This window comes from Ferdinandcohnia jepli (assembly GCF_047246645.1).
Lineage (GTDB): Bacteria > Bacillota > Bacilli > Bacillales > Bacillaceae_L > Ferdinandcohnia.
Genome location: NZ_JBFOKR010000007.1, coordinates 60,851 through 86,997, shown reverse-complemented (window position 1 = coordinate 86,997; position 26,147 = coordinate 60,851). Strand labels below are relative to the sequence as shown.

Below are 26,147 nucleotides of genomic sequence, written 5' to 3'. Positions count from 1 at the left end.
CTTCTTTACTGAATTGGGATATCTGCAAGAATGATAGTCCCTCCTGTTTCTTGGGAATATATTTTCAAGGATCCACCAAGCTCCTCTGCCCTTTCCTTCATTGATTTTATTCCAATTCCATACTGTATCTTCTCATGAAGCCCTTTCCCATCATCCCTGATGACAAGTTGAAAAGTATGGTTTAAAGAGATTTCTATATTACAAGTAGTTGCTTCAGAGTGACGTATTACATTCGTTATTGCTTCTTGCATAATTCTATAGACCGCTACCTCTAGAGCAGCAGGAAGTAACAACTGAGTTGCTGGGGCGTTTAATGTAAAGTGGATGTGACTTGTTTTATATTGGGAGAGCAACTCTTGAATGGCTGAAATAAGTCCAAGTTCATCTAACGAAGACGGGCGTAAGGAGTATACAATTCTCCTAATATCCTGTAGCAATTGTTTTATTTGGATATCCATTTCTTGTAGTAATAATTTGGATTTCTCAGGTTCCTTTTCCATGAAGCTATTAGCAACATCCATTTTTATGGCTAGACTTGCTAAGCTAGGTCCTAGCCCATCATGTAAATCCCTGCGCAAACGTCTCCTTTCTTCTTCACGGGCATTAACTAATTGTTGCCTTGATAATTGCAAATCCTTATGCAGCATAATGGAATGTGCTAAAATACCCACTTGTCTCGCTAAATCTTGAAGTAAGTTCTTATCAGACTGACGATAAGGTTCAGTAGATGAACGGTGGGAGAGTATGAATGAACCCATTTCCTGTCCTTGATGGACCAAAGGAATGTTTAAACAAATGGGTAGTGGTTCTCCAACCTCAGCAATAGTATGCAATCCCTCTTTTTCTTTTAACTGAATTGCTACATAGGGTATTTTTAGAGCATGAGAAATTGTTTTTGCTACGTTTGGAAGAACACTATCTGTATCTCTTACTGCTTCTAAAACTAAATTTAACCTACTTAATATGGCATAAGGATTGTCACTCTCTCCATAGATCAATCGATTAACCAACATTTGAAGCTTTTCTTTTATAGGGTGGAAACAAACAGCGATTATACCAGCAGTGATAATTGAGGCAAGAACATTCTCCTCTGTTTGTAACATTTCACTAATAAGTCCGACTATGCCTACATAAAACAGAATGACAAATAAACTGAGTAGGCCGTATAGAATAGTTCTATGAATGACAATATTTATGTCCCAGAGTTTATATTTAAAAATGGAAAACGCTATTGAAATTGGAATTAGAATAAAGCATCCCGCATAAAGAAGCTCTGTGCCTATTTTTAAAATAACACTTAATTGGCCGATAAAATTTAATAACACCAAAGCAATAAAGTAAATTGCAATACTATAGATGTACCATTTCATTTGCTGTCTGTGTATCTGATTGGATACCTTCACATACCTGTATACCTGTGAAAAGACAAGACATATATGGAGTCCTATCCAACTACCTATCCCCAACCAGATTGGCCAGACTTCAACATCAAATACACTACCCGGAAAATAGATAGACCCTATTCCAACAATAAACCAAACTAGTGCTGCTAAAATTGACCAACGAGGAACAAACTTCCCATCAGGGAGAATCAAAAATAAAATTAAGTAAGTACCTCCAAAGATATTTACAAGATGGTAGATCACATTCAATTCAGGAAATTCAGTAGGAAAGTAGTGGGAAATCCCTACTCCAAGGGATAAAAACACTAGAGAAACGTACAAATTAAACATGATTCTTTCTGTTCGAAAAAGCAGCAGAACTGATAGGATGATAAATACTATGGTAACCAAAATATCTAAGGCTATCATAAATCCTGCATAAGCTTTTAGAGTTAGTCCCATTTCCTTAAGCGCTTCTACTTCGCCTACATTTAATTGACTCGTTTCCAAACATCCATTATTTAAAGATTCACAAACAGTTCTGTATGCTTCTGTCCTTACAGGTAAGTCCATTATAAATAGATAAATAGAAAATACAGCCATAACAAGCCAGGCTAATCTAGACAACCATAAAAGGACTTGTGTCTTATTACCTAACACAACGGACAACTCTATTCTTGGTTTATCACCCATACACGCTCTCCCACCGTAATTTTTTTATCCCTAAAAGTTTATGAGATTATTGGTACACATAGACTTAACTGAGTTGCATATTTCTATTGATTAGAGAGTAAAATTTACAACCAGTAATCATTTTTACCTAATGCTCTACCAATTTATTTATGATTCAGTATAATAAAAGGGTATAAATGGAAATGGGGTTGGGACTATTTTACTTTTTATCTGTATACTTATTGGTTATTTATTTGGCTGCATCCATGGTTCAAGCATCGTCGGCAAACTTAAGAGAGTTAACATTAAGGAAAGTGGCGTTAAAAATGCAGGAGCTTCCAACACCACAATTGTTCTAGGTTGGAAGTACGGGATTATTGTCGCTTTAATTGATATTGGAAAAGGTGTATTACCTGTTTTAATTATGAAAATTTGGTTAAGTAGCTATGTTCCTGAAGTAGATTTCTACTACCTACTTGTCTTTTTAACAGGAGCTTTCGTTATTATCGGACATAATTTCCCTGTAAACATGAAGTTTAACGGCGGAAAAGGGACTGCATCGATGATAGGAGTTGCATTTGCAATCGATTGGAAGGTTGCCTTAATTGGTTTAGCACTATTACTTATTCTTACTATTATTAGCGACTACCTTGTTATCGGTGTTCTAGCAATGTATCTATCCTGGGTCATTCTAACTTACTTATTTGGTTATCCATTATACTCAACACTTATTACGATTTTTTTAACAATATTATGTATATATAAACATATGGAAAATTGGAAGCGAATACAAGAAAAAACCGAAACCAGGATTTCAAGTATGCTTAAATTTGGTGCATAACGCAAGTTACTTTCGCAAAATAAAAGCCCTACTCCTAATTGGAACAGGGCTACTTATCTTATATAAAAGTTTGTAAAACCTTACCTTTACCGTCTTTAGTAGTCACCTCAGCGTATGCCCCATTTATGAATGTAATCTGTGGTGGTTGATGACCGCAATCAATATCATAAATGATTGGAACATTGAGTTCTTCTGCAAGTTCTTCATAAACATCCAGAATCGTATAATTATCCACTGGCATATCCGCGCTACTTCGGCCAAACAAGATACCCGAACAATTATCAAACCAGCCTGCAAGCTTCATTTGTACAAGCGATCGCCTAACATCTGCTGTATTTAATTCACAGTTTTCTAAATACCAAAGGATTGGTTCCCCTTTTAGAAATTTCTCTTGAAAAGCTTTTACATCCCCTACAGGTGTACCTATAATATGACGAATTACATCTATACACCCACCTAACAGCCTGCCTTTGACATGTTCATCTTTGGAGGAAACGGTCTTCCAGGTTGTTTGCTCTGTTAAATGAAACACACACGGTGATACCTGTTCATGTCTCCACTTGTTCTGGTATTTCTCAGATGAATGTTGAAGAACTGATTCACCTGCTTGTGTCGATAATACTTCTTCCCACATTGCGGTTGTTTCGTCTGAAAAGTCTCCTCTTAAATCAACCAAATTTGTACCATGTGCAGTGGCTATACCTGTTTTAAGTGTAAGCGCCAGTAGGAGTACACTAATATCAGAATAACCTAGGATCCATTTCTTTTTCATATTTTCAAAATCCAGATATTCTAGTATTTCTACTAATAGTTCTCCACCCCAAGGTGGAATGATGAGATCAACGTTTTCATCGTTTACCATTTTATTAAACTCATCTGCTCGTCTTTTAGCAGGTGCAGATTTGGCTTTATGTTGAGACCAGGCTGTTTCACCACATACAACATGGTATCCCTTTTCCTCCATTTTTTCACATGCGAGTGTTAGAAGATGATGCAATTCTTGCCCAACCCCTGATGAGGGGGCTGTAACACCTATAGTTGCACCTTTAGATAGAATCGGATAAGAAATCATACTTTTTACCTCCATATGCCTTTACCAATATAGATTTTATTAGCTGGTTCATAGTCTCTGTTAATATTTTAGCATCTCCAATATGTTAAAATCTGCAATTTTTATCAGCGTCACTTTCTGTAAAATTACTGATTGTATACGTTTTTATTATCAAGCTCTTAGCATGTTCTTTGTTCCCTCTCTATTCCGTATTAGACATATTATATTCTACAAGTGGAAACCTTTTCCTTTAATATAGTTCTAAGACTGAAAAATTACATTGTCTTATTTTTCTGATATTATTAAACTATCTACTTCATGGGACGGGAGAAGTAAAAATGATTCTACATCTTGAAAATGTATCGCTGCAAAAAGATGAAAAAGTGATTCTAAAAAATATCAATTGGCATATTCAGAAGGGTGAACACTGGGTTCTATATGGTCTTAATGGTTCTGGTAAAACAGCTCTATTAAATATCCTCAATGCTTATTATTTCCCTTCGAAAGGTAATGTGACTGTACTAGGTATGAAATTCGGTAAAACCTATTTAGGAGAAAAACTTCGTAAACAAATAGGATTTGTTTCAGCTTCCTTGCAAGAAAAGTTTCATCAATCTGATAACGCATTTGAAGTTGTATTATGTGGAGCATTCGCGTCAATCGGCTTATATGAAACGCCTAGTGATGAAATGAGACATAAAGCCATAACATTACTAGAGGAGCTTGGCTGTATTGAATATGCTAATCGACTTTATAGCACTTTGTCTCAAGGTGAAAAGCAACGAGTACTAATTGCCCGTGCTCTGATGGCTGAACCTGCTTTACTTATACTAGATGAACCAACAAACGGATTAGACTTTATAGCACGTGAAAAGCTCCTAGAATCCATAGATAGGTTGGCTACTCTGCAAAAATCACTAACTATTATTTACGTGACACATCATATAGAAGAAATCTTACCTATCTTTCATAACGTATTACTTATGAAAAACGGAGAGATATTTTCAGCCGGTAAAACAACTGAGTTACTTTCAAGTATTCATCTCTCACAATACTTTGAACTTCCGGTAACAGTAAAATGGGAAAATAGCCGCCCTTATTTGGTAAGAAACTCTCTATAAAAGCAAGAGCCTCCCTAACGTGGGAGGCTTTTCATTATCCTTCTACAACTTCATGGTCTACTAATAGTTCTACATTCTGAGACAATGGTGAAAATCTTGCATTAAAGAAACGAAGCGTAGGCGGCTCATAATCCATACGTAAACCACTAATTTGGTCTCTCTTTTCGTAAAGAGCAATCACTGAATCTGCTACTACATCCATATGATTATTCGTGTACACTCTACGAGGGATTGTTAATCGTACCAATTCTAACTTCGGTTTGTTGTGCTCACCTGTTTCTTTGTTACGCCCAGCAGAGACAATACCTCTTTCCATGGCTCTTACACCTGAATCAAGATAAAGTGCAGCTGCCAGTGCTTGTGCCGGGAAGTCTTCTTGTTTTAAATGTGAGAGAAACTGTTTTGCATCCAGGTACACTGCATGGCCGCCAATTGGCTGCACAACTGGAACACCCGCATCTATCAACTGTTGCCCAAGATATCTTACCTGATGAATACGATGTTGAATATAATGATCATCAATAGATTCATAGATTCCTTGTGCCATTGCCTCCATGTCACGTCCCGCCATGCCACCATATGACGGCATCCCTTCATATACCACAACCAATTCACGTGAGCGAGCATAAAGCTCCTCGTCGTTCATTGCCAAAAATCCACCAATATTCACAAGACAATCCTTTTTCCCGCTCATTGTACAACCATCAGAGTAAGACAACATTTCTTTTAAAATGTCCTTTATTTTTTCATTTTCGTACCCTGGTTCTCTTTCTTTAATAAAGTACGCATTTTCAACGCAACGGGTTGCATCTAACATGACATCAATACCGTGATAGCTACAAAGCTCGTATACCTCTCTCATGTTTTGCATGCTTACCGGTTGACCACCTGCCATATTAACCGTAACTGCTAAACATACATAAGGAATCCGTTCTGCACCTACCTCGTGTATGAGATTCTCTAATTTAGCCAAATCAATGTTTCCTTTAAATGGGTGATCGAATGAAGGATCATGTGCTTCATCAATTATAATATCTACAAACCTTGCTCCATTTAATTCCTGGTGAGCACGTGTTGTAGTAAAATACATATTCCCTGGCACAACATCACCAGGTTTAATTTTCAATTGCGATAACAGGTTTTCTGCTCCACGCCCTTGATGTGTTGGTAACACATATTTATATCCATATACCTCACGTACAGCCTGTTCTAATCTTTTCCAGCTCTTACTACCTGCATAAGCTTCGTCTCCTACCATTAGTGCTCCCCATTGTCTATCACTCATTGCACTCGTGCCACTGTCTGTTAAAAGGTCAATATATACATCTTGTGAATCAATTAAAAACGTATTGTAACCAGCTCGTTTTAGTGCTTCCTTCCTCTCCTCGTACGATAACATCGCTAAAGGTTCAACAGCTTTAATTTTATACGGTTCCGCAGTTCTTCTTTTCACACCTTCGACCTCCCATTACTTTTTGAAAATTCAATCTACATATAATGTAAAGGATTTATAGAACAATACTCAAGAATACCCATTACACTATAAACGCTTTAAATCAGTGAAGGTAAAGTGTTGGGATTGACCATTACATATAAAAAGAAAGACTTTTTATTACTTCTTTTGGAGATGATAACGCATAGCTTCTGTTGGACTCTGTCACTCAACATAAGCTACAATGGCTGTAATGAATTTTAGAAAAGAGGGTATTGGGATGACTAATTCACAAACATATATTGGATATATTGGTACATACACAAAAGGAGAGAGTAAGGGGATTTATTCATTTAAACTAGCTACGGAGAGTAAACAGATTCAAGAGGTAAAACCTGCAGCTGAGTTGGAGAATCCAACTTATGTAACAATTAGCAAGGATAATCAAAATTTATACTCAGTAGCTAAAGAAGGTTCATTGGGTGGTGTTGCAGCCTATAAAATTAACGCTACTACTGGTGAATTAATAGAGCAAAACAAGCAACTTTCGGAAGGCTCGTCCCCTTGCCATATTGATGTAAATTCTTCTAATGATGCGGTTGTCACTGCTCATTATCATAGGGGTACCGTTGAATCTTATCGACTTACATCAGATAATCAATTAACGCCTCCAACTTCTATTATTCAACATACAGGCTTTGGTTTAGACAAAGAAAGACAAGAAAAGCCTCATGTTCATTATGCAGGGTTTAGTCCCGATGAGAAATATATTGCGGTTGTTGATCTAGGTATAGACAAAGTAATTACATACGAAGTCTCAGAAGGAAAACTATCTGAGGTAAGTAGCCTTTTAGTTAAGCCTGGAAGCGGACCAAGACATCTAACCTTCCACCCCAACGGGAAATATGCGTATATCATGACTGAACTAAGTTCTGAGGTGATTGTAACTAAATACGATTCTACTAATGGAAGCTTTACTGAAATACAAACAATACCAACGATACCTTCGGATTTTACAGAAAACAACCAGGGTAGTGCGATTCATATTTCAAAAGATGGTAAGTTTGTGTATGCTGCAAATCGCGGTCATGATAGTATTGCTAGTTTCCAAGTTGACGAAGCTACTGGTAAATTAACTCTAATTGAATATACTTCAACCGAGGGGGCATGGCCTAGAGATTTTGTGTTAGATCCAAGTGAAGATTTTCTCGTAGCCTCTAATCAAGAATCAAGTACTCTTGTGCTATTTTCAAGAGACTCAGTAACAGGAAAACTGGAACTCCTTCAAAAAGATGTACAAGTTCCAGATCCCGTTTGTGTTAAGTTTTTACATGATTAAGGGATGAACCGGCTCATGTACTTATTTCGGGTCACTCAAGATTGTTTCCCGAAATAATTTTTCACTTAAGGGTGCTTCGCAAACTATTCTTGCGGTGCACCTTTTCTTTGTTTTTTCAAGCGTGTATCGTAAAACCTACTTGCGATACACCTTTTCCCGCTTTTCTCTCAGAACGCGCTTCCCTAAAAGTACACAAAGGAAATCTTTGTTTTCTTTTGGGCTTGGGTATACGCTCTATACCATCAAAACAATTTTCTAGACCTGCAATCCAAATAAACGTTTGATTGAACCCTCTGTTCAAGGTCAATCAAACGTTTGTTTAGGTCATATTCATGGGTAATAATAACTGTATGCAATATTTAAACAATCGTTTGTTTAGCGTTAAACAAACGATTGTTTAAAATCCACACCTACATTCAAGCATGTTCCCACTATAGCTTTTTTACCACTTATTTTGACTTATAAGCCATTTTTCTAATAATCTGTTCATGCTGCGGATACTCTTCTAGCAATTCCTCTTGTGTAAACAACTCAAAATCCTCAAAATCAAAACCAGGCGAAACCATACAGCCAACTAATGAAAATGTGTTTTGATCTTTAACAGAAGAACCAAAGATTGTATTTTTAGGGACAAGTACTTGAGGTACTTCTCCTTTTTCTAACTGCAAACCTAGTTGTACTTCTTCATATGTCCCATCTTCTTTGATAAGATGCACAGTTAACGAACTTCCTCCATGAAAATACCATAGTTCATCTGACTGCAATCTATGAAAATGAGAGATGTCCTCTGAGCGTAGAAGAAAATATATACTTGTATATAAAGTTCTTTTTACCTCATTATTCCCATTACGTTTTACTTTGGTTGTTAATTCGGAGGAAAATGTATTCTTATAGAATCCACCTTCTGGATGAGCAACTAATCCTAATTTTTCTATGAGAAAGTCAGCATTCATTTCGTTCATTTTTCAATCTCCTTTCGAATTTCAGCCTAACTTTTGTTCCTTACTTATTGCAAATTAAATTGAAACCATGGTGAATAATCCTGTTCTGAGTTCAAAGACTAGTAATATTCATCTTTTGCCAGGAGGAAGTCCATGTCTTTTACAAGTTTTCTTCTAAAGGTCCGTTCTAACTTTATGTATCTTCCTACTCTTTACGGGGGTATTGCCTTTATTCTAGCACTCCTTAGTAGTAAAGCAGAATCTACATTATTGAAGTCTGAGTCTGTTTACCAGTTACTACCTGGAGCATTCTTAAGTGATATTAGCCTAGCACGCACGATTTTAAGCACCATTTCCGCCTCCCTCTTAACAATTACAACAATTACATTTTCAACTATACTAGTTGTTCTAACAACGTATCTTTCAAACTTTTCTCCCCGAACACTCCAAAATTTTATAACCAACCATAGTACACAAAGAGTTTTAGGAGTGTTTGTAGGTGGCTTTGTTTATTCTATCGTTTTATTACTTTTATTAGAGGACAATGGACCAAATACGCTATATATTGTTCCTTCCTTTGCAATATTGTTTTCTATTATATGCTTATTTGTTTTTGTATTCTTCATTCACCATGTGACCACGTGGATTCAAGTCAGTAACCTTATCTATAATATTACACAAAGTACAACAGCTCGAATTGAGGAATATCTTGAGGACAGAAAGAGCATTCACGAAGACCCTCCTTGGGATGATTGGGAGAGCGAAGAGATAAAACATATATCGCCACAGAAATTTTTCACTACCAAGACTGGTTATATTCAGTATATCGATATTCCCGGGATGGTTGAGCAAGCAAGTAAAGATGATTGTATCCTCAGAATTGAAAGGAACATTAATGACTATGTTGATGAAGAAACACCCATACTTTCAGTTTGGCCGTCGTCTAATAGTAAGTTTGAAGGTAACTATGACAGATTTATAACGGTAGGTACAAAGCAAGCACCTTTTCATAATATTGAGTTTGGAATGATAAAGATTGTAGAAATCGCTGTTAGAGCACTTTCACCAGGAATAAATGATCCAAACACAGCCATTAACTGTATTGATAACCTTGGTAGGATATTAATTAAGCTAACTAAAAAGCATTTACAAAAATCATATTTTAATGATCAGAATCGAAACCTGCGCGTTATTTTCGAACAGCCTACCTTCTCAGATTACTTATATAAAAGTTTTTCACAAATTCGCCAGTATGGTGGACAGGATATTACAATTTTAAAAGCGATTATTCGAACACTTACTGTTGTAGCAGAATCTTCAGCGTCGACCAGAAAATCCATATGGGAGTTTTCCAATTACGTGATTGAGGGAATTCATAAGGATAACTTACTTTCATTGGATAGGAAGTATTTAAACAGGGAGTTAAAAAGACTTGCCGTTATAACTGAACATAGCAAGGATTTTAAACCATTATGAGTACGTCATTAGGAGTGATTGCCCATGCTTGAACATCTAAAAGATATCCTTTTAATTTTAGGAAGAATCGTTACAATGATCCCACTTCTTTTAGTGATGACTATTTTTATGGGGAAACGAGCGATAGGAGAGTTACCCATTTTTGATTTTTTAATTGTTATTATTTTAGGGGCAGTTGTTGGGGCAGATATAGCTGATCCTAACATTCACCACCTCCCTACCGCAGCTGCAATAGTAGGTATTGGGTTATTGCAACGTTTTGTCGCAAATTGGAAATTGTCTAACAGAAGTTTTGGTAGGCTTATTACTTTTGAACCTACTGTTGTCATTCAAGATGGGAAGTTTCTTTATGAAAACGTAAGAAAGATCCGGTACTCGATAGATAACATCCTTCAAATGCTTCGCGAAAAGGGTGTCTTTGACATTAAGGATGTGGAAACGGCAATCATTGAAGCAAATGGTTCGCTAAGTGTATTAAAAAAAACCTCAAAAAGTACGGTTACGTTGGAAGACTTAAATCTCTCCAAATCAAACGCTATGATTTCCTTTCCTGTTATTGTGGAAGGTACAATTTACTCAAATGTATTAGAGCATTTTAACCATGATAAAATTTGGCTTCAACAACAAATGCAAAACATGGGCATAATTGATCTTCAAGATGTATTTTTTGCATCCATTAACCGTGATTCAGAATTACATATATCACTAAAAGATGATCAAAATACACTCGTTGTTCCTCCGATTAAACACTAGAAAAATAGTGCTTTTTTTAGGATATGTTTTCTCGAATTGGTCAATATAGTAGTAAAACTTCATAAAGGAATGGATAAAAATGCCGGACACCCTAATTAAGCAATTCAATGAAATTGTAAAGCTGGAAAAAGAAGCAAACCACAAATTAATTACATACTGGCAAGAAAACGCAATTTATGCTTCTTTTGAATTCTGGGTAATGTTTGGATTTTTAGTTATTCCATTAATACTATTGTTTTTTAAAATTGATAAAACTAAGATTTTCCAAATTGGGTTCTTCGGGTACAGTTTCCATGTCGTTTTTGGATATACAGACCAATTCGGTAGAAATATGGGTTTTTGGAATTATCCCTATCCACTGATTCCTACATTACCTGGCATAGCCCTTGACTCAAGTCTTGTTCCGGTTATTTTTATGCTTATCTATCAATGGTCCATTAACAAGGAGAAAAACTACTATATATACGCAACAATAGCGGCTGCAATTTTCTGTTTTCTCTTTAAACCTCTTTTAGTAAGTCTTGGTTTATTTCAATTGTATGGTAACTCAAGTTTTTTTCACCTCTTTATAACTCTAGTTGGTGTAATCATCATTGCAAAGTTTATGACGGATGTGTTTATATGGACACAAAAGAAGTACGCAGATCATACCAAAAGAAACAGAAAGTCGACATAAAAAAAGTGTGGGATTCCCACACTTTTTTAAATAGTAGCAATAGGTAGCACAACGTTAACTTTTGTGCCTTGCCCTTCTTTACTTTGATATTCTATAGTTCCTTGATGATCTCTTATTATTTTATGGCAAATCATTAGTCCCAATCCTGTTCCCTTTTCTTTTAGTGTATAAAAAGGCTCTCCTAACCGCGGAAGCAGTTCTTTTGGGATTCCACATCCTTGATCTTGAATGGAAATTGTATATTTCCCTTCTAGATTTTGATTGAAATTTACGGTAATTTCTCCGCCTTTAGGCATAGATTCCATCGCATTCTTAAATAGATTTAAAAACACCTGTAGCATCTGGTTTTTTTCACACAGAACAAAGTAAGGTTTTTCTTCACTATTCACTTCAAACTGGATCCCGTTTAAATTTGCTTGAGGACTTAATAATTCAAGTGTTTTTATTACTAACTCCCTTATATCTGTATGTGTAAGTTCCACCGCCTGGGGTTTTCCTAAAGATAACAATTCACTTGTGATTCTTTCAATTCTTGCTAATTCGCTTAGCAAAAGTTCATTATATTGAACATGAGGATTTTCTGTTTTATAGAGTTGAATAAAGCCTTTAATCGTTGTAAGGGGATTCCGAATTTCATGAGCAATACCTGCAGCCAACTCCCCTACAACAGATAACTTTTCCGACCTTAAAAGAAGTTCTTCTGCTTTCTTGCGCTCAGTGACATCCCTACTAACAATTACAATATGTTCAATTGAATGATTCTCACCTGTTACAGGCATACAACGAGATTCAAACTGTATCCAATGGCCATTTCTATGTTTAAACCGATATTCTACCGTTTGAGGTTCTTTTACTTTATTAATACAATTCATTGCTTCTTTAAATCTTGCTTTATCATCTGGGTGAATAAAACTGCACAGCTTTGTTTCTACTAATTCTGAAACACTATATTCTAAAACTGCCTGATGTGATGGAGAATAATAACTAACTGAGTGGTCTGGTTTCATCACCATAATTAAATCTGATGTATTCTCTGCGATGAGGCGATACTGTGATTCGCTTTCTGCTAACGTTTTTTCAATCCGTTTTTTCTCTGCAATTGTTCTGTATAGCATTTCGTAAGATTCAATTAACAAGGTACCGACAATTACTCCTAAAAGTACAAACAATAAATATTGGACATGAAATAAAGGCTTGTCCCGAAACACATTAAAAAGGATTGGCACGACAGCGGTATAAGCAAGCACATAAGATGCCATTATTGTTGCTACCCTTTTAACTGGTGATAAATGCTTAACAAGTTTATGAACAATGATAAAAACACTCATAACTATAAGCCAACCTATAATTGCGGTCAACCAATGGCCGCCAAAAAACAATCTAGCCAGTAACGCAATACTTCCTGTAATGCTCCCAGCTATTGGGCCTAAATATGCATACACAAGCACAATAGGTGCGTATCGTATATCATAGGAATATTCATTTTGTTGAAAAGATAAAGCAACAAGGATAACTGATACTATTCCTGCATATAGCCCTACCAATATTTTAGCTTGCTTGAGTGGTTTATGATTTGTAAACGAACGTATAATTAATGATGTACTTACTAATAGTCCAAACACTGAAAGATTGTAGATATACTCTAGTAAAAACAAAGCGAACACCCGCCCCTAATCTTATAGCACCTTGGCTATTTATGCCGAATCATTTCAGGGTATTCCCTCTAAATGAGATCTGTGCACTCCGCCGGTGGATTACATATATTCAGTTAAGAACTGTAAAAGGCTACTCCCACTACCATATCCATAATTTTCAATATAATCATATACTAGTTTTACCATTACTACCACAAGAAGTTTTCACTATTTTCCCCACTCAAATATATCAAATGTAAACAGTAACCTTCCTCGATTACTACTAGGAGAACATAGTAATAGTCACTACTATAAATCCACCTGTATTCCGACTCCGGATTTAATTGCCTTTTCATAAACAGCAGCTGCAACCGTTAAATCAAAATAGGCTGTCCCTACTGATTTAAAGAATGTAATCTCACTTGACGTTTCCCTTCCAGAAACTCTACCAGTTACCAGATCACCAAGTTCACCATGTAAATCAGAAAAACTCCATTTACCTTTTGTTTCTGGGACAATAAGGTCACCAGCCTCATTTTTCGCCCCTTCTATCGTATCCGCAACAATTTTTGAGCATTTTAAAATAGTTTCTTCATCTACCTCCTGCATATGAGGCAAATATGAACCTACACCGTTGATATGAGTTCCAGGTTGCAATACATCACCTGAAAAAACAGGCACCTCTGAACGTGTACTACAAATCACAATATCGGACTTTGCTACGGCATCATCCGGGTCATCCATAACCGTAATTGTTCCATTAAATGTGGGGTTTATTTTTAATATCTTTTCTTTAAACTCACACGCCTTTTCTATAGTCCGGTTATAAAGCAAAATCTCTGTAATGTTACGCACCGCAAGTACAGCCTGCACCTGCTCCATTGCCATACCTCCCGTTCCAATTACAGTAACGGTAGAAACCCTTTCATTCGCAAGGTATTTTGTCGCAATTCCACTTACAGCACCTGTCCGTAATCGTGTTAAATAGGAAGCATTCATACATGCCAGGTGTTCCCCGCTAACAGTATCACTTAATAAAATAACACCCTGTGTTGTTTTCTTACCGATTAAAGGATTACCAGGGAATATTGTAACTACTTTGACTGCTGATTTCCCTACGGGTTCCATAGAACTAGGCATATATAATGCTGATGCCTTTTTCTCTGGAAAGTCCAGAACTGTCCGATGTGGGTTTTGAACCTTTCCTTCTGTAAAATAAGTAATTGCCTTTTCTAAATCATTTATTGCATCTTTCATAGAATAAAGTGATTGGATTTGCTTCTCTGATAGAATAAGCATTTTTTCCCTTCTCTCTTATTTAGTCATGCAATATAAATAGATACCATGTCTTAGAAATAAGGAACCGCTACTTTTCAAGTTACAGATTATACTTTTCATATTGGTAAAGACTCAACTTTTTTGGCTATTCCATAAGTCAAAAACACGATGAACACTGAGTTTTCTTTAAGATATAATAACTTTTCAAAACGTTATTTACAATAGTTTTTTATATTTTCAGAAAATACATCGCGGTGTTTTACAACTTTCTTTTCCATTGATTACTCAAAAAGTCTTTTATATTGAAAGAAACATAAATATTTAGCAATTGTTAAAACTACATACGTAAGAACACCGAAAGGAGAATGGCAAATGAGTCGTGGCAAAAATTTTAACCATAAAGAAAAAGGACATCCTGGTAATTTTCCGAAAAATAGCATTAGTGAAGAAAAAGATCATAGCCGTCAATTTGAACAGATTGAGGATATCGCTACACATGAAGCATTTAAAAACCGCGTAAAAGAAGACGAAATGCCATAGGTGCACAAAATAAGAAGGACCAAGACTTTTCTATCGTCTTGATCCTTTTTAAAATTTATCCTAAAACCTTAACGATTCGTTCTATAGCCCAATCTAGTTCTTCTTTACTTACAACTAAAGGTGGTGCAAAACGAATAACTGTATCATGTGTTTCTTTACATAACAGGCCTTCTTGCTTTAATGCCTCGCAGTACGGGCGAGCCGCTTCTGTTAATTCAACCCCAATGAAAAGTCCACGTCCTCTAACTTCTTTAATAATCGGGTTCTTTATTTCTTGTAGCTTTTCAAGAAAATAAGTTCCTAGCTTAAGTGAACGCTCCGCAAGCTTTTCTTCGACTAAAACTTGCAAGGATGCTATTGAAACGGCACAAGCCATAGGATTACCACCGAAAGTAGAGCCATGTGAACCCGGATTAAATACACCTAAAACATCTTTATTAGCGACTACACAGGAGATTGGGAATACTCCTCCGCCAAGTGCTTTTCCTAAAATATACATGTCTGGGTCAACCTCATCCCATTCACATGCAAACATTTTTCCTGAACGAGCAAGACCAGCTTGAATCTCGTCTGCAATAAATAAGACATTGTTATCCTTACAAGTTTCATAAGCTTTCTTTAAGAATCCTTCTGGTGGAATAACAATACCCGCTTCTCCTTGAATTGGTTCAATTAAAAAAGCAGCAGTATTTTCTGTAATTGCATTTTCTAATGCCTCTAAATCTCCGTAAGGAATTAATTTAATACCTGGAAGCATTGGTCCAAAGCCTCTTTTGTATTCCTCTTCTGAAGATAAAGATACTGCTGTCATTGTACGTCCATGGAAGTTTCCAACACAAGCAATAATCTCTGCTTGATTTTCCGCTACTCCTTTTACATCATATGCCCACCTGCGAGCAGCCTTTATTGCTGTTTCTACCGCCTCGGCACCTGTGTTCATAGGTAATGCCATGTCCTTTTTTGTAAGTTCACAAATTAACTCATACCATGGACCAAGCTGATCGTTATGAAATGCACGAGACGTTAATGTGACACGGTCTGCTTGATCCTTTAGTGCTTGGATAATTTTCGGATGACGATGTCCCTGATTCACCGCTGAATATGCACTTAACATATCCATATACTTATTTCCTTCTGGATCCTCTACCCAGACTCCTTCAGCCTTTGAAATAACGATTGGTAGTGGATGATAATTATTAGCACCAAACTTTTCAGTTTGTTCAATAATTGATTGAGAATTTATTTTAGTTTCAACCATTTAGATTCCTCCTATTTAAACAATTCTTCGTTAAAGTTAAGTAAAACTCTTATTTAAATATTATGCAAGAAGCATGCCAACGTAAATTAGTTTGATTATTACCTACATTGGGTTATTAATAAGGTATTTACAGTGAAATAGTAGCATTTCAACTACTTCTCAAACAACATTAGTGCAAAAAAAGCTTGCACATAATGAACAAACAGAAAATATATTTTGCACTAAACATATAATACTCGCCGCTATGTGCAAAAAAATATTGCACCCCTTCCTTCAAATTCTCTATACTTAAACTAATTAAACGTTAGTGAGGCGTTATCATTGATTAATACAGAGATAGTAAAACAAAAGGCGATTGAACGCATGTTAAAAGAGATCGATATGGGAATTCATGTGGTTGATCATCAAGGTAAAACCATTATCTATAATCCAAAAATGGCAGAGATGGAAGGTATGAAAGCTGAAGATGTACTTAACAAAAGCCTAACAGAGGTTTTCTCCTTTCACCAAAATGAAGATAGCACTTTACTACAAGCCCTTCGGTATGGCACAAGTATTCCAAATGTAAAGCAAACCTATTTTAATAATCAAGGACAAGAAATTACTACTGTTAACAATACAATACCGATTTATGAAAAAGATGTTTTGCTAGGTGCTATGGAGATAGCACGCGATATTACCAAATTAGAAAAATTGATACGAGAAAATATAAACAAAAAGAGTAATACTCATTTTACATTCGATAGTATTATAGGTAGCAGCCTACTTATACAAGAGGTAATAGATGCTAGTAAGAGAGCAACTCGTACCAGTTCTTCAGTGTTAATTGTAGGAGAAACCGGTACAGGAAAAGAATTATTTGCCCAAAGTATTCATAATGGAAGTTCGCGTTCATCAAACCCCTTTGTTTCTCAAAATTGTGCCGCAATACCTGATAATCTTATTGAGGGACTTTTGTTCGGCACAAAAAAAGGAGCGTTCACTGGAGCAGTTGATCGACCTGGATTGTTTGAGCAAGCAGAAGGTGGCACATTATTACTAGATGAGATAAATTCCTTAAATCCTTCTTTGCAAGCCAAGTTACTCCGAGTAATACAAGAAAAAACGCTTAGAAGAGTGGGAGACACAAGGGATCGCAAAGTTGATGTTCGAATAATCGCCACTATGAATGAAGACCCTATCGATGCAATATCGAATGGCAGACTTCGAAAAGATCTATATTACCGTCTAAGTGTTGTCTCTCTCTTTATACCTCCTTTGCGTGTGAGAAAAACTGATATTTTAGAGTTGGCACATTCCTTCATACACAAGTACAATCAACTTTTTGCTATGAATGTTTCTATAATTGACGATGAAGTTTTGCAGATTTGGAATAAATATGATTGGCCAGGAAATGTACGTGAACTTGAGCATATTATCGAGGGAGCAATGAATTTAATTGAATATGAGGACACAATTTCTTTCCACCACCTCCCTATTCATTTTCGAAAAAAATCACAATTTAAGGTAGAAGGTGTTCAACCAGTATCTCTTGTGAATGAGAAAGATACAATACTGCCACTAGAAAAGTATATCGATAAAGTAGAAGCTGAATATATCCAAAAAGCATTGCAACAACACAACTATAATGTAACAAAGTCGTCCAAGGCCCTAGGGATGAGCCGTCAAAACCTTCAATATCGCATGAAGAAATTTGGGATACGTAAACGAAACTAATAGACAGCAAAAACCTTATTTCAGAGATAAGGACCAAATTTAATATGTAACGACAGTAACTATAGAATTTGAAATCCACATGTAAGAATAACCCATCCGAAGTTATAGACTGGATGAGCTTTTTATGCCCTTGCTCAGAAACACTTCTTTAAACACAAATAATTTTATACTATTTGATAAAACTAATAGAAAATTATATTTTATAAGAGTGAGGAGAACTCATGAGCACTGGTAAACGTTATTTATCTAGAAACCTTGTCCTCGAATCATTTCAAGATAAGACTTTATTACAGGAAATATGGGGAGAGTCTTGGGGTGTTTCAAGCGATGTTGGCAGACTAAAAAAAGTACTCTTGCACCGCCCTGGAACTGAAATCCAACAACTTGAACAAAACCCACGAGTTATAGAGGCTGGGGGGCTTCTTGCTGATTATATTAAAGGGACCAGACCTGAAGATCTGCAAGACAACCCAAAGGCAGATCTGGACATTTTACAAAGTCAACACAGCCATTTAGTTAAAGCCTTGCAGGATGAAGGTGTTGAAATTGTCTACCTTGAAGGCCAAACATATAATTGGCCAGAACGTGTATTTACTAGAGATTTAGGATTAGTCATACCTGGTGGTGTTATATTATCCAGGCTTGCACTATATATTAGATATGGAGAAACTCCATTATTAGCGAAAACGCTTAGTAATTTAGGAGCACCACTTCTAGGTTGTATCCAAGGAAATGGCTTTGTTGAAGGTGGAAGCTTCACGATGCTTGATGAAAAGACAGCAATTATTGGTCGTTCTGAACGAGTAAATTCAATAGGTATTGAACAGCTTCGTTTTATTCTTACATTACAAGAAATAGATTTAATAACCGTTGATTTACCGTCAACTATTATTCATCTTGATGAAGCGTTCTTATTACTTGATCGTAACAAAGCCCTAATTAATAAAACTTTGCTTCCTTATTGGTTCATAGATGAATTACATCGCAGAAAAATTGAGCTAATACATGTAGATCCGCGTGACCCAGCACTTTCAATTAATGTCTTACCTGTATCTCCCGGAAGAGTTATATTTCCTTCTACTGGTGTAAGAACGATGGAAGTTCTGCAAAACAATGGTATAGAGGTTATTCCTGTTGACGTCTCTGAATTCTATAAATTAGGAGGCGGCATCCATTGTCTAACATTACCTTTAATAAGAGAACCTGTTTCTTAAATAGTATAATTATTTTTATAGTACAAAAAAGTTGGTGATATAATGACGCAATATGTTTGGTATGCAAGCTACGGTTCTAATATTAATCGAGATCGTTTTCTTTGTTACATAAGAGGGGGAAAACCCTTTGGTTCAACTGTTACCGAAGTAGGTTGCAAAGATCCAACACTCCCTGTCGCAGAAGAAATCTTTACAATACCCTATCCACTCTATTTTGCTAAAAGCGCAGGAAGATGGAGATCTATGGGTGTAGCATTTATTGATTCAGAGCAAAAAAGTAATGAGGTCACTTATAGTAAAAAATATCTGATTACAACAGATCAATTTTTAGATGTACTTAAGCAAGAGAATAGCGGTATCGAAATTGATTTAAATTTACAAAAGGTTAAAAGTGAAGGTTGTTATACATTTCGTAAACAAGCGTGGTATGGAACCATTCTTTATCTTGGAGAGGATAAGGGCTATCCTATTTATACTTTTACTGCACCCTGGAACATGAATGAGATAACAGTAAATAAACCCTCACATGAGTATTTACAAACAATTATTACCGGGTTAAAAGAGTACCACTCTGGAGAAGTAATTTATCAATACTTTAAAGATAAGCCTGGTATAAGCGGTATTTATACAGATAAAGAGTTAACTGAATTGGTTTTTAGCTAGGCTATCAAAAAAATACTTGTACACTGCTTAGAAAATATGCTTTTTATTTTCATGAAAGAAGGATGAGATATTACTCCTCATCCTTTTTTTTCATTTCACTGTCTTAAGCACTAAAATATGTAATTACAAAAATAGAGTACTCGTAATTGAGTACTCCCATCTCTATCTAAAAAAGCGTTTCTATTTAAGTGAACTTTCAATTGCCTTCTCAAAAACTGCAACAATATCATCAGAATGCTCGATCCCTACCGAGATTCTCACAAGTTCATTCGTTATACCCAATCTTTCTCTCGCTTCTGAAGACAGGGCACGGTGTGAAGTCTTAAGAGGGTGAGAAACCGTTGTTTCCACTCCCGCCAAAGTAGGTACTAATTTTATCCAAGACAATGATTTAAAAAATCTGCTTACATCTACATTATTGGAAAGCTCGATTGACACCATCGCTCCATAACCTGCTTGCTCCTCTTGAAAAGGATAATAAACCTTTTTCACATCCTTATTCTCTCTTAGAGCCTCTGCTAATATGCGTGCATTGTTGGATTGCGTCTTCATACGTAGTGCTAGAGTTTTTAAACCTCTCACTGTTAACCATGCCTCAAAAGGACTTACATTCGCGCCTAAATTCACAACTTTTGATCGCGCTTTTTCAACAAGTTCCTCTCTGCCAACTATTACTCCAGATGTGACATCACTATGGCCACCGATATACTTTGTAGCACTGTGAATCACAAGATCTATGCCTAATTTGTAAGGATTGCAATGATAAGGTGTAGCAAAAGTATTATCAACAACAGTGTATAGGTCATGTTTTTCCGCAAGATCCACAACTGCTTCTACATTTTCAACACGTAATAATGGATTTGTAATTGTTTCAGTATATAAAAGTTTGGTATTCGATTTTATTGCCCGCTCTACCAGGTTGAAGTCAGTAAATGATACAAAAGTTGTTTCAATTCCCATATTTTTTAATTCTTCTTTTAATAAGTGAAAGCTTCCACCATAAACATCGTCTGCTGCCACAATATGGTCTCCACTCTTAACAACAGAAATAACCGCTGCTAAAATGGCAGAAATACCAGAAGAAGTTGCTATTCCTGCAGGTGCCCCCTCAATTGTCGCAACCATTTGTCCTAATTCATCTGGGTTCGGGTTCCCAGTTCGAGAATATAAGTAGTTTCCCTCTCCCTGATAGTAGCCTTCAAGGTCCTCTAGACTATCAAATGTAAATGCAGATGTTTGATAGATAGGAGTAACTTTACTGCGAATTGGGGTAGTCGTTTTTTTAGCACTATGCACAATTTTTGTTTCAAAACTGCTTTCCAACTTGTCCACCTTCTCTGTTGTGTATTGCTATTATTTTGAACTTCCAATCAGGTCATGTCAATTATATTTTTCTTAGTTCGTTAAATCATAATACACTTCTGTTATTCGATGTCTGATTACCAACTGGGACTTACGTGCTCTATCAGATAGATGACCAAAATCCTCTAACTTTTTTCCTAGTTACACGCATGGTTTCATATAAAAAGAAGCTACTAAAATAAGTAGCTTCTACGTTACATTTGATTATACATCGATTGGTCAGTAAAGTTTACATATACCAGATAAATCAATATACAAATTGCTGTCGTAATGAATCCCCACCCGAGTGTAAGTTGATCGATTAATAGATAATTATTACATAATTGCATTGTAGTATTTATATAGAGATAACCCATACCTAAATACTTAATTGTAAAAAAGATAAATATAATATTTTTACCCTTAGAAGTGAGCTTTTTCCAGCTATCTCGCAAAGGGACTCCCGCTAAAAGTGATAAACTTAGAAACTTAAATATCTCCATACTTGGTATCGTCAAGGTTTCATCCATGGTTTTTGGTATTGTCCAATATACCAAAATGACAATAAATAATAAAATACCCGGAACGCCATTACGATTCCATTTTTCAAAGAATCGAGGGAAACGATTTTGAAAAAACTTAGCCATTAAAAATCCTGAAAATACAATTAACGGCATTTGCATATGCATATGGACAATCATGATTGACTCTAAGAGATTAGCAACAGGAGGAAGCGCCAGGATGATAAAAATAAATAACCCATATAAGAATTGTTTCATCTTTATTTCCCCTCTCCCTCTTCTAAGATGCGATTTACCTTTGCAGCTGCTTCATCAACTAACGTGTAATCCATTACCTCTGCTAATCTGCCCTCTTTATCTACTAAATAAAAAGCCGAATTATGAGCAAAATTACCATATTGATCAGGGATTACAATGACACCAAAGGCGTCTAACAAAGCTTCCTGCTCATTCTGTTCTGGTACCCTCGCCATTCTCCACGTTTCTCCATCTGCATCAAAGTAATCTTTATACTTATCCAATGTAGCTGGATCATCTCGAGTAGGATCAAAACTAATACTTAAAAAGACAATATCCTCTCCTATATATCGGCTTGGAATTTGTTCATATACGAGTGACATGTTCATTTCCAGTTGAGGACACACCGTCATACATGAGGTATAAAGAAAAGTGACGAATACATATTTATCTTTGAATTCAGAAATGGAATACTCTCGCCCGTTACTATCCTCAAGCATCACATTAGGAAAAAGCGGTTTATCTTCTACTAGTTGATTCACCCTTGCAGTCTCAGCTGTAAAAGCTGTAAACCCGTCAGTTCCCGTAAAATATAATGTAAAACCTAACATAAGGATGAGTAAACTGGCAATTGTACTATGTTTATCCTTAAACATAAAAACCACTTCCTACATTTCGTTTTTGAATGCTAGTTTAAAAACTACAAAGAGATAGCCCTCTCGATTGAGCTATCCCTTTGTCGACACTAGAAACTAGTTCTAGCCATTTTCCATTTACCACATTTTGTGTGGTGGTGATCCTGGAGGTGCATTGACAATCATATCGGTAAGAGGTATTACATACGCCATTGCAACTACTAGAATCATTAGAACTACCCAAAGTCCCCAACGTTCTGTCCACATAGGAGTTTTTGTAGCATTTTCTTCTTCCTCTGCGATTGGGAACTCTGTTACTCCCTTAGGAGCAAAGAACATCATATTAAATACTGCATACACTTGAAGGATAACTGCAACAATTAGGAATGTACCTCCAACAGCCAAGAACATTAAATATGGATCCCAACCAAGTGCAGTTGCATTTTCAAAATAAGTTGAGTATGAAGTTCTTCTAGGTGAACCTAATAATCCAACCCAGTGCATCGCACCTGACATAAAGATCATTCCTATTGTCCAAATAATTGTCTGAACAACACCCAGCTTATTCATTCCTGGTGTAAGCACGCGTTTTGATACATACGGTACTAACCAATAACTAATTCCGAAGAAAGTCATTACTACTGACATACCTAATGTTAAATGGAAATGTCCAACGATCCACATTGTATTGTGCACAACTTGGTCTAATTGGTTAGTAGTTTGTGCAATACCACCAGCACCTGCAGGGATAAACGCAGCCATTGCTATGAAAGGTGATAAGAAACGAACATCTCCCCATGGTAACTTTTTAAACCAACCTAAAGCTCCTTTTCCACCCTTTTTTCTTCCAGTACGCTCAAATACTGCGAACATCGCATAAGCTGTCATTAAAGATGGGAACCCAATTGCTAAACTCATAAAAACATGTAGGAATTTAACTGAAAGATTAATTCCTGGGTCAATAATTTGATGGTGGAATCCACCAGTGATATTCATAATTACTAAAGCGATAACTACAACACGTGTTAATAAATCACTCCAACGTTTTCCGCCAATAATTTTAGGTATAATTACATACCAAGCAGAAACCGCTGTTAGATACCAAATATTAACTGCTGTATGTCCGAATGCCCAGAATAAAGTACGTGAAACCATTACATTAATTGTATCAACCCAGCCTAAAGTCCAAGGGATGATTAAGAAAAGAACTTCAACTGCAACGAATGCTGTTGCACCAACTAATAGTACAAACACACCAGTAGCAAAGAATGATAGAATTGGAAGGTGTTTACCTTTGTTTTGCTTTCTCCAGGTAGCAACCTGAATGAATGCTCCTAATGCAAGTATCCAAATCCCTACAACAACCAGCGCTAACCCAAAGTAAAAGACCGGATGTGCTGCCATTGGTGGATAGAAGGTATACATAACTGACGCTTTATTCATTAGTACTGGAATTACCACTAGCACTAATCCGACCATTTTGGTCCAGAATCCAACCCATGCAAGCTTTCTTACTTTAGGGAGTAATCCTCCTAAATCATGTGAGAGTCCTGCGTAGAAATAACCAATCGTAAAAAATGCTGAAAGTACAACAACTAATAGCAACCCGTGTGCTGTTAATACTTGATAGTAATCTAGCCAAGTTGGTAATTCAAGAAGACCTGCACGATTCAATCCTTGTAATAATCCTAAAAACCCACCTAATAATAATGCGATAAATGCTACTGACAAATAGGATTTTGTAATTCTTGCATCCTCAAGACTTATACCTAAAGCTTTATTTGTTTTTTCTTTAAACGTTTTAATAGCTCCTGTTTGTGGTATTGCTGTTTCCACTACTCAGCCCTCCTTTATTTAACTGTTATTGTTGTTGACATCATTTGGTGACCTGCGCCACAGTACTCATTACAAAGTACTAAATACTCACCTGGCTCATCAAAAGTCTGTGTAATTTTTTGAATCTGACCTGGCATTACCATTGCATTAAGGTTCGTACCAGCAACTTGAAATCCATGAACAACATCTTTTGAAGTCATTGTAAAATGAACAGTTGATCCAGCTGGAACTTCAATGTTTCCTGGATTAAAACTAAAGATTTCTAAAGTCATTACAACCTCAAATTCATTTTCACCAATTTGTGTAATACCTGGTTTGTCAAATGGAGCCGTCTCATCCACCTTTTGTGGATCAATTGTTTCCATATGACTCGGTGGTCCCATTTCTAGCGCGAATGCTTGGTATCCTGTAATAAGCATGAATGCAATGATCATACCGAAACTAATTGTTAGCCATACTTTTTCATCACGATGCATATACTTTTCCCCTCCTAAAATCTAGCCATGAAAAGCCCAAATAATAATAAATATGTGGCAAGAATAACTGCTCCAACCACTCCTACTGAAATCCAGGTTCCTACTAATGGTGCTTCATGTTCGTTACCCAACTTTTTATTTCGGTTTACCTTAGCTCCCATTCAATTAACCCCCTTAGAGTTTGTTTCCTTCTTGATTCCATATTAATTAGTAATGATTCTCATTGTAGTGAACTGAATCACACTTTAACTGTAATTTTTTTTACACATAACATTTTCAATGTATGCTAGCGACTTACCAACACTTGATATTAGTAGGTTTTTAAAGTTTGTAACACTGTTAACTTGTAAAAAAATGAGCTAAACGCAAAAATGACAAATCGGTGAACTAACTCCGATTTGCCATTTACGTTTACCCCTATTTACTTTCTAATGATCCTAACCGATAAATTATAAACCTTTCATAAGGATTACTTTCAGATAGCCCAGTAATGCTAATCTCTTCTTTACGTTCAAACGGTGTATGATTTTCTAAGAAATAGGTATATTCATTTGAGCCATAATATACAATCAAATCTATTTCCCTTGGTGAAGACTCATGAGAATGAAGGATGTTACTAACTATATTTTTAAAGATTTGAATGGAAAAGGGATTAAAAAAGTAGAATTTGTTATCCAGTGGGTGAATTTCATATTCTTCAGCAACACAATTATGCAAGTCAATTTGGTCTGCACGGCCCTTCGTATATTTCAAATAACGTGTCTTATTCTGAACAGCCTCTTGGTATAAACTCTTATCAACCTCTACTCCAACTACAGTTGCACCAAATAAATGATGTAGATAAAATAACAATCTTCCCTTGCCACATCCAAAATCCACAATACGATCTTTACTAGTTACTTGATATTGTTTACACAGCTGTTCAAGTCCTTGATAAGGTGTTGGCTCATAACGATGGTAATGAACAGATGGACTAAACCCTTTTTGCCCACCACTCGTTTTAATGTGTAATATTGCATCATAGTACTTCTCGTCCATATGTTTCTCCTAAAAAGTTTTCTTCTTGAATAACCTTTTGTTTCTACACTTCTTATTATAAATCTATATAAAAGAA

The 26,147-nt window shown here is 36.1% G+C and carries 24 protein-coding genes; 10 read left to right on the top strand and 14 right to left on the bottom strand.

From position 1 onward, the window contains the following. Positions 1–5 precede the first annotated feature (5 nt). Positions 6–2,075: a sensor histidine kinase gene (locus tag AB3M96_RS08890; RefSeq protein WP_412967235.1), complete on the bottom strand. Its 2,070-nt coding sequence runs from the start codon at positions 2,073–2,075 to the stop codon at positions 6–8. A 196-nt stretch (positions 2,076–2,271) separates the two neighbouring features. Between AB3M96_RS08890 and AB3M96_RS08885 the strand changes: the two genes are divergently transcribed. Beyond that, on the top strand, positions 2,272–2,895 hold the full coding sequence (locus AB3M96_RS08885; protein ID WP_412967379.1) for a glycerol-3-phosphate acyltransferase: 624 nt from the start codon (positions 2,272–2,274) through the stop codon (positions 2,893–2,895). 58 nt (positions 2,896–2,953) lie between these two features. On the opposite strand, the gene AB3M96_RS08880 is transcribed toward AB3M96_RS08885, so the two are convergent. Next, the gene (locus AB3M96_RS08880; RefSeq protein ID WP_412967234.1) at positions 2,954–3,967 is read right to left on the bottom strand and encodes a S66 family peptidase; all 1,014 of its coding nucleotides are present in this window, start codon (positions 3,965–3,967) and stop codon (positions 2,954–2,956) included. 317 nt (positions 3,968–4,284) lie between these two features. Between AB3M96_RS08880 and AB3M96_RS08875 the strand changes: the two genes are divergently transcribed. Continuing rightward, the gene (locus AB3M96_RS08875) at positions 4,285–5,067 is read left to right on the top strand and encodes an ABC transporter ATP-binding protein (protein ID WP_412967233.1); all 783 of its coding nucleotides are present in this window, start codon (positions 4,285–4,287) and stop codon (positions 5,065–5,067) included. A gap of 34 nt (positions 5,068–5,101) precedes the next feature. On the opposite strand, the gene AB3M96_RS08870 is transcribed toward AB3M96_RS08875, so the two are convergent. After that, a complete protein-coding gene (locus tag AB3M96_RS08870) occupies positions 5,102–6,520 on the bottom strand; it encodes a tyrosine phenol-lyase (RefSeq protein WP_412967232.1) in 1,419 nt (472 codons plus the stop codon). A gap of 259 nt (positions 6,521–6,779) precedes the next feature. Here AB3M96_RS08870 and AB3M96_RS08865 point away from each other — a divergent pair, with 259 nt between their 5' ends. After that, a complete protein-coding gene (locus AB3M96_RS08865; RefSeq protein ID WP_412967231.1) occupies positions 6,780–7,838 on the top strand; it encodes a lactonase family protein in 1,059 nt (352 codons plus the stop codon). 449 nt (positions 7,839–8,287) lie between these two features. On the opposite strand, the gene AB3M96_RS08860 is transcribed toward AB3M96_RS08865, so the two are convergent. Further along, positions 8,288–8,800, bottom strand: coding sequence for a cupin domain-containing protein (locus tag AB3M96_RS08860; RefSeq protein WP_412967230.1), 513 nt, complete (start codon positions 8,798–8,800; stop codon positions 8,288–8,290). Between the two features lie 132 nt (positions 8,801–8,932). On the opposite strand from AB3M96_RS08860, the gene AB3M96_RS08855 reads away from it, so the two are divergent. The 3 genes from AB3M96_RS08855 to AB3M96_RS08845 all read left to right on the top strand — a co-directional run bounded on the left by AB3M96_RS08855 (position 8,933) and on the right by AB3M96_RS08845 (position 11,684). Next, positions 8,933–10,255, top strand: a complete 1,323-nt coding sequence (locus AB3M96_RS08855; protein WP_412967229.1) for a DUF2254 domain-containing protein — start codon at positions 8,933–8,935, stop codon at positions 10,253–10,255. Positions 10,256–10,279: 24 nt separating this feature from the next. Beyond that, positions 10,280–11,008 carry a DUF421 domain-containing protein gene (locus AB3M96_RS08850; RefSeq protein ID WP_412967228.1) on the top strand — a complete coding sequence of 243 codons (729 nt, stop codon included), beginning with the start codon at positions 10,280–10,282 and terminating at the stop codon, positions 11,006–11,008. 79 nt (positions 11,009–11,087) lie between these two features. Further along, positions 11,088–11,684: a hypothetical protein gene (locus AB3M96_RS08845; RefSeq protein WP_412967227.1), complete on the top strand. Its 597-nt coding sequence runs from the start codon at positions 11,088–11,090 to the stop codon at positions 11,682–11,684. Between the two features lie 26 nt (positions 11,685–11,710). Here the strand turns inward: AB3M96_RS08845 and AB3M96_RS08840 are convergent, their stop codons facing one another. Together AB3M96_RS08840 and AB3M96_RS08835 are read right to left on the bottom strand one after the other, a co-directional pair. Beyond that, entirely contained in the window at positions 11,711–13,339 is a 1,629-nt protein-coding gene (locus tag AB3M96_RS08840) for an ATP-binding protein (protein WP_412967226.1), read from the bottom strand. Positions 13,340–13,627: 288 nt separating this feature from the next. Continuing rightward, positions 13,628–14,617 (bottom strand): ornithine cyclodeaminase family protein, encoded by a 990-nt coding sequence (locus tag AB3M96_RS08835; RefSeq protein ID WP_412967225.1) that lies wholly within the window; start codon positions 14,615–14,617, stop codon positions 13,628–13,630. A gap of 351 nt (positions 14,618–14,968) precedes the next feature. Here AB3M96_RS08835 and AB3M96_RS08830 point away from each other — a divergent pair, with 351 nt between their 5' ends. Then, on the top strand, positions 14,969–15,136 hold the full coding sequence (locus AB3M96_RS08830; protein WP_412967224.1) for a hypothetical protein: 168 nt from the start codon (positions 14,969–14,971) through the stop codon (positions 15,134–15,136). Positions 15,137–15,191: 55 nt separating this feature from the next. On the opposite strand, the gene AB3M96_RS08825 is transcribed toward AB3M96_RS08830, so the two are convergent. Further along, positions 15,192–16,394, bottom strand: coding sequence for an ornithine--oxo-acid transaminase (locus AB3M96_RS08825; protein WP_412967223.1), 1,203 nt, complete (start codon positions 16,392–16,394; stop codon positions 15,192–15,194). A gap of 363 nt (positions 16,395–16,757) precedes the next feature. Between AB3M96_RS08825 and AB3M96_RS08820 the strand changes: the two genes are divergently transcribed. From AB3M96_RS08820 to AB3M96_RS08810, 3 genes are all read left to right on the top strand, one after another. Continuing rightward, the gene (locus AB3M96_RS08820) at positions 16,758–18,110 is read left to right on the top strand and encodes a sigma-54 interaction domain-containing protein (RefSeq protein ID WP_412967378.1); all 1,353 of its coding nucleotides are present in this window, start codon (positions 16,758–16,760) and stop codon (positions 18,108–18,110) included. A gap of 221 nt (positions 18,111–18,331) precedes the next feature. Then, the gene (locus AB3M96_RS08815; RefSeq protein ID WP_412967222.1) at positions 18,332–19,324 is read left to right on the top strand and encodes a dimethylarginine dimethylaminohydrolase family protein; all 993 of its coding nucleotides are present in this window, start codon (positions 18,332–18,334) and stop codon (positions 19,322–19,324) included. 42 nt (positions 19,325–19,366) lie between these two features. After that, positions 19,367–19,987, top strand: a complete 621-nt coding sequence (locus tag AB3M96_RS08810) for a hypothetical protein (protein ID WP_412967221.1) — start codon at positions 19,367–19,369, stop codon at positions 19,985–19,987. Positions 19,988–20,167: 180 nt separating this feature from the next. On the opposite strand, the gene AB3M96_RS08805 is transcribed toward AB3M96_RS08810, so the two are convergent. The 7 genes from AB3M96_RS08805 to AB3M96_RS08775 all read right to left on the bottom strand — a co-directional run bounded on the left by AB3M96_RS08805 (position 20,168) and on the right by AB3M96_RS08775 (position 26,071). Beyond that, positions 20,168–21,310, bottom strand: coding sequence for a trans-sulfuration enzyme family protein (locus tag AB3M96_RS08805; protein WP_412967220.1), 1,143 nt, complete (start codon positions 21,308–21,310; stop codon positions 20,168–20,170). A 233-nt stretch (positions 21,311–21,543) separates the two neighbouring features. Then, a complete protein-coding gene (locus AB3M96_RS08800) occupies positions 21,544–22,107 on the bottom strand; it encodes a hypothetical protein (RefSeq protein ID WP_412967219.1) in 564 nt (187 codons plus the stop codon). Between the two features lie 2 nt (positions 22,108–22,109). Next, positions 22,110–22,742 (bottom strand): SCO family protein, encoded by a 633-nt coding sequence (locus tag AB3M96_RS08795; RefSeq protein ID WP_412967218.1) that lies wholly within the window; start codon positions 22,740–22,742, stop codon positions 22,110–22,112. A 117-nt stretch (positions 22,743–22,859) separates the two neighbouring features. Beyond that, complete coding sequence (locus AB3M96_RS08790; RefSeq protein WP_412967217.1) at positions 22,860–24,557, bottom strand: cbb3-type cytochrome c oxidase subunit I; 1,698 nt, start codon at positions 24,555–24,557, stop codon at positions 22,860–22,862. A gap of 14 nt (positions 24,558–24,571) precedes the next feature. Next, positions 24,572–25,033, bottom strand: coding sequence for a cytochrome c oxidase subunit II (locus AB3M96_RS08785; protein WP_412967216.1), 462 nt, complete (start codon positions 25,031–25,033; stop codon positions 24,572–24,574). A gap of 14 nt (positions 25,034–25,047) precedes the next feature. Beyond that, positions 25,048–25,194, bottom strand: a complete 147-nt coding sequence (locus AB3M96_RS08780) for a hypothetical protein (RefSeq protein WP_412967215.1) — start codon at positions 25,192–25,194, stop codon at positions 25,048–25,050. 256 nt (positions 25,195–25,450) lie between these two features. Further along, positions 25,451–26,071, bottom strand: a complete 621-nt coding sequence (locus tag AB3M96_RS08775; protein ID WP_412967214.1) for an SAM-dependent methyltransferase — start codon at positions 26,069–26,071, stop codon at positions 25,451–25,453. Positions 26,072–26,147: the final 76 nt, after the last annotated feature.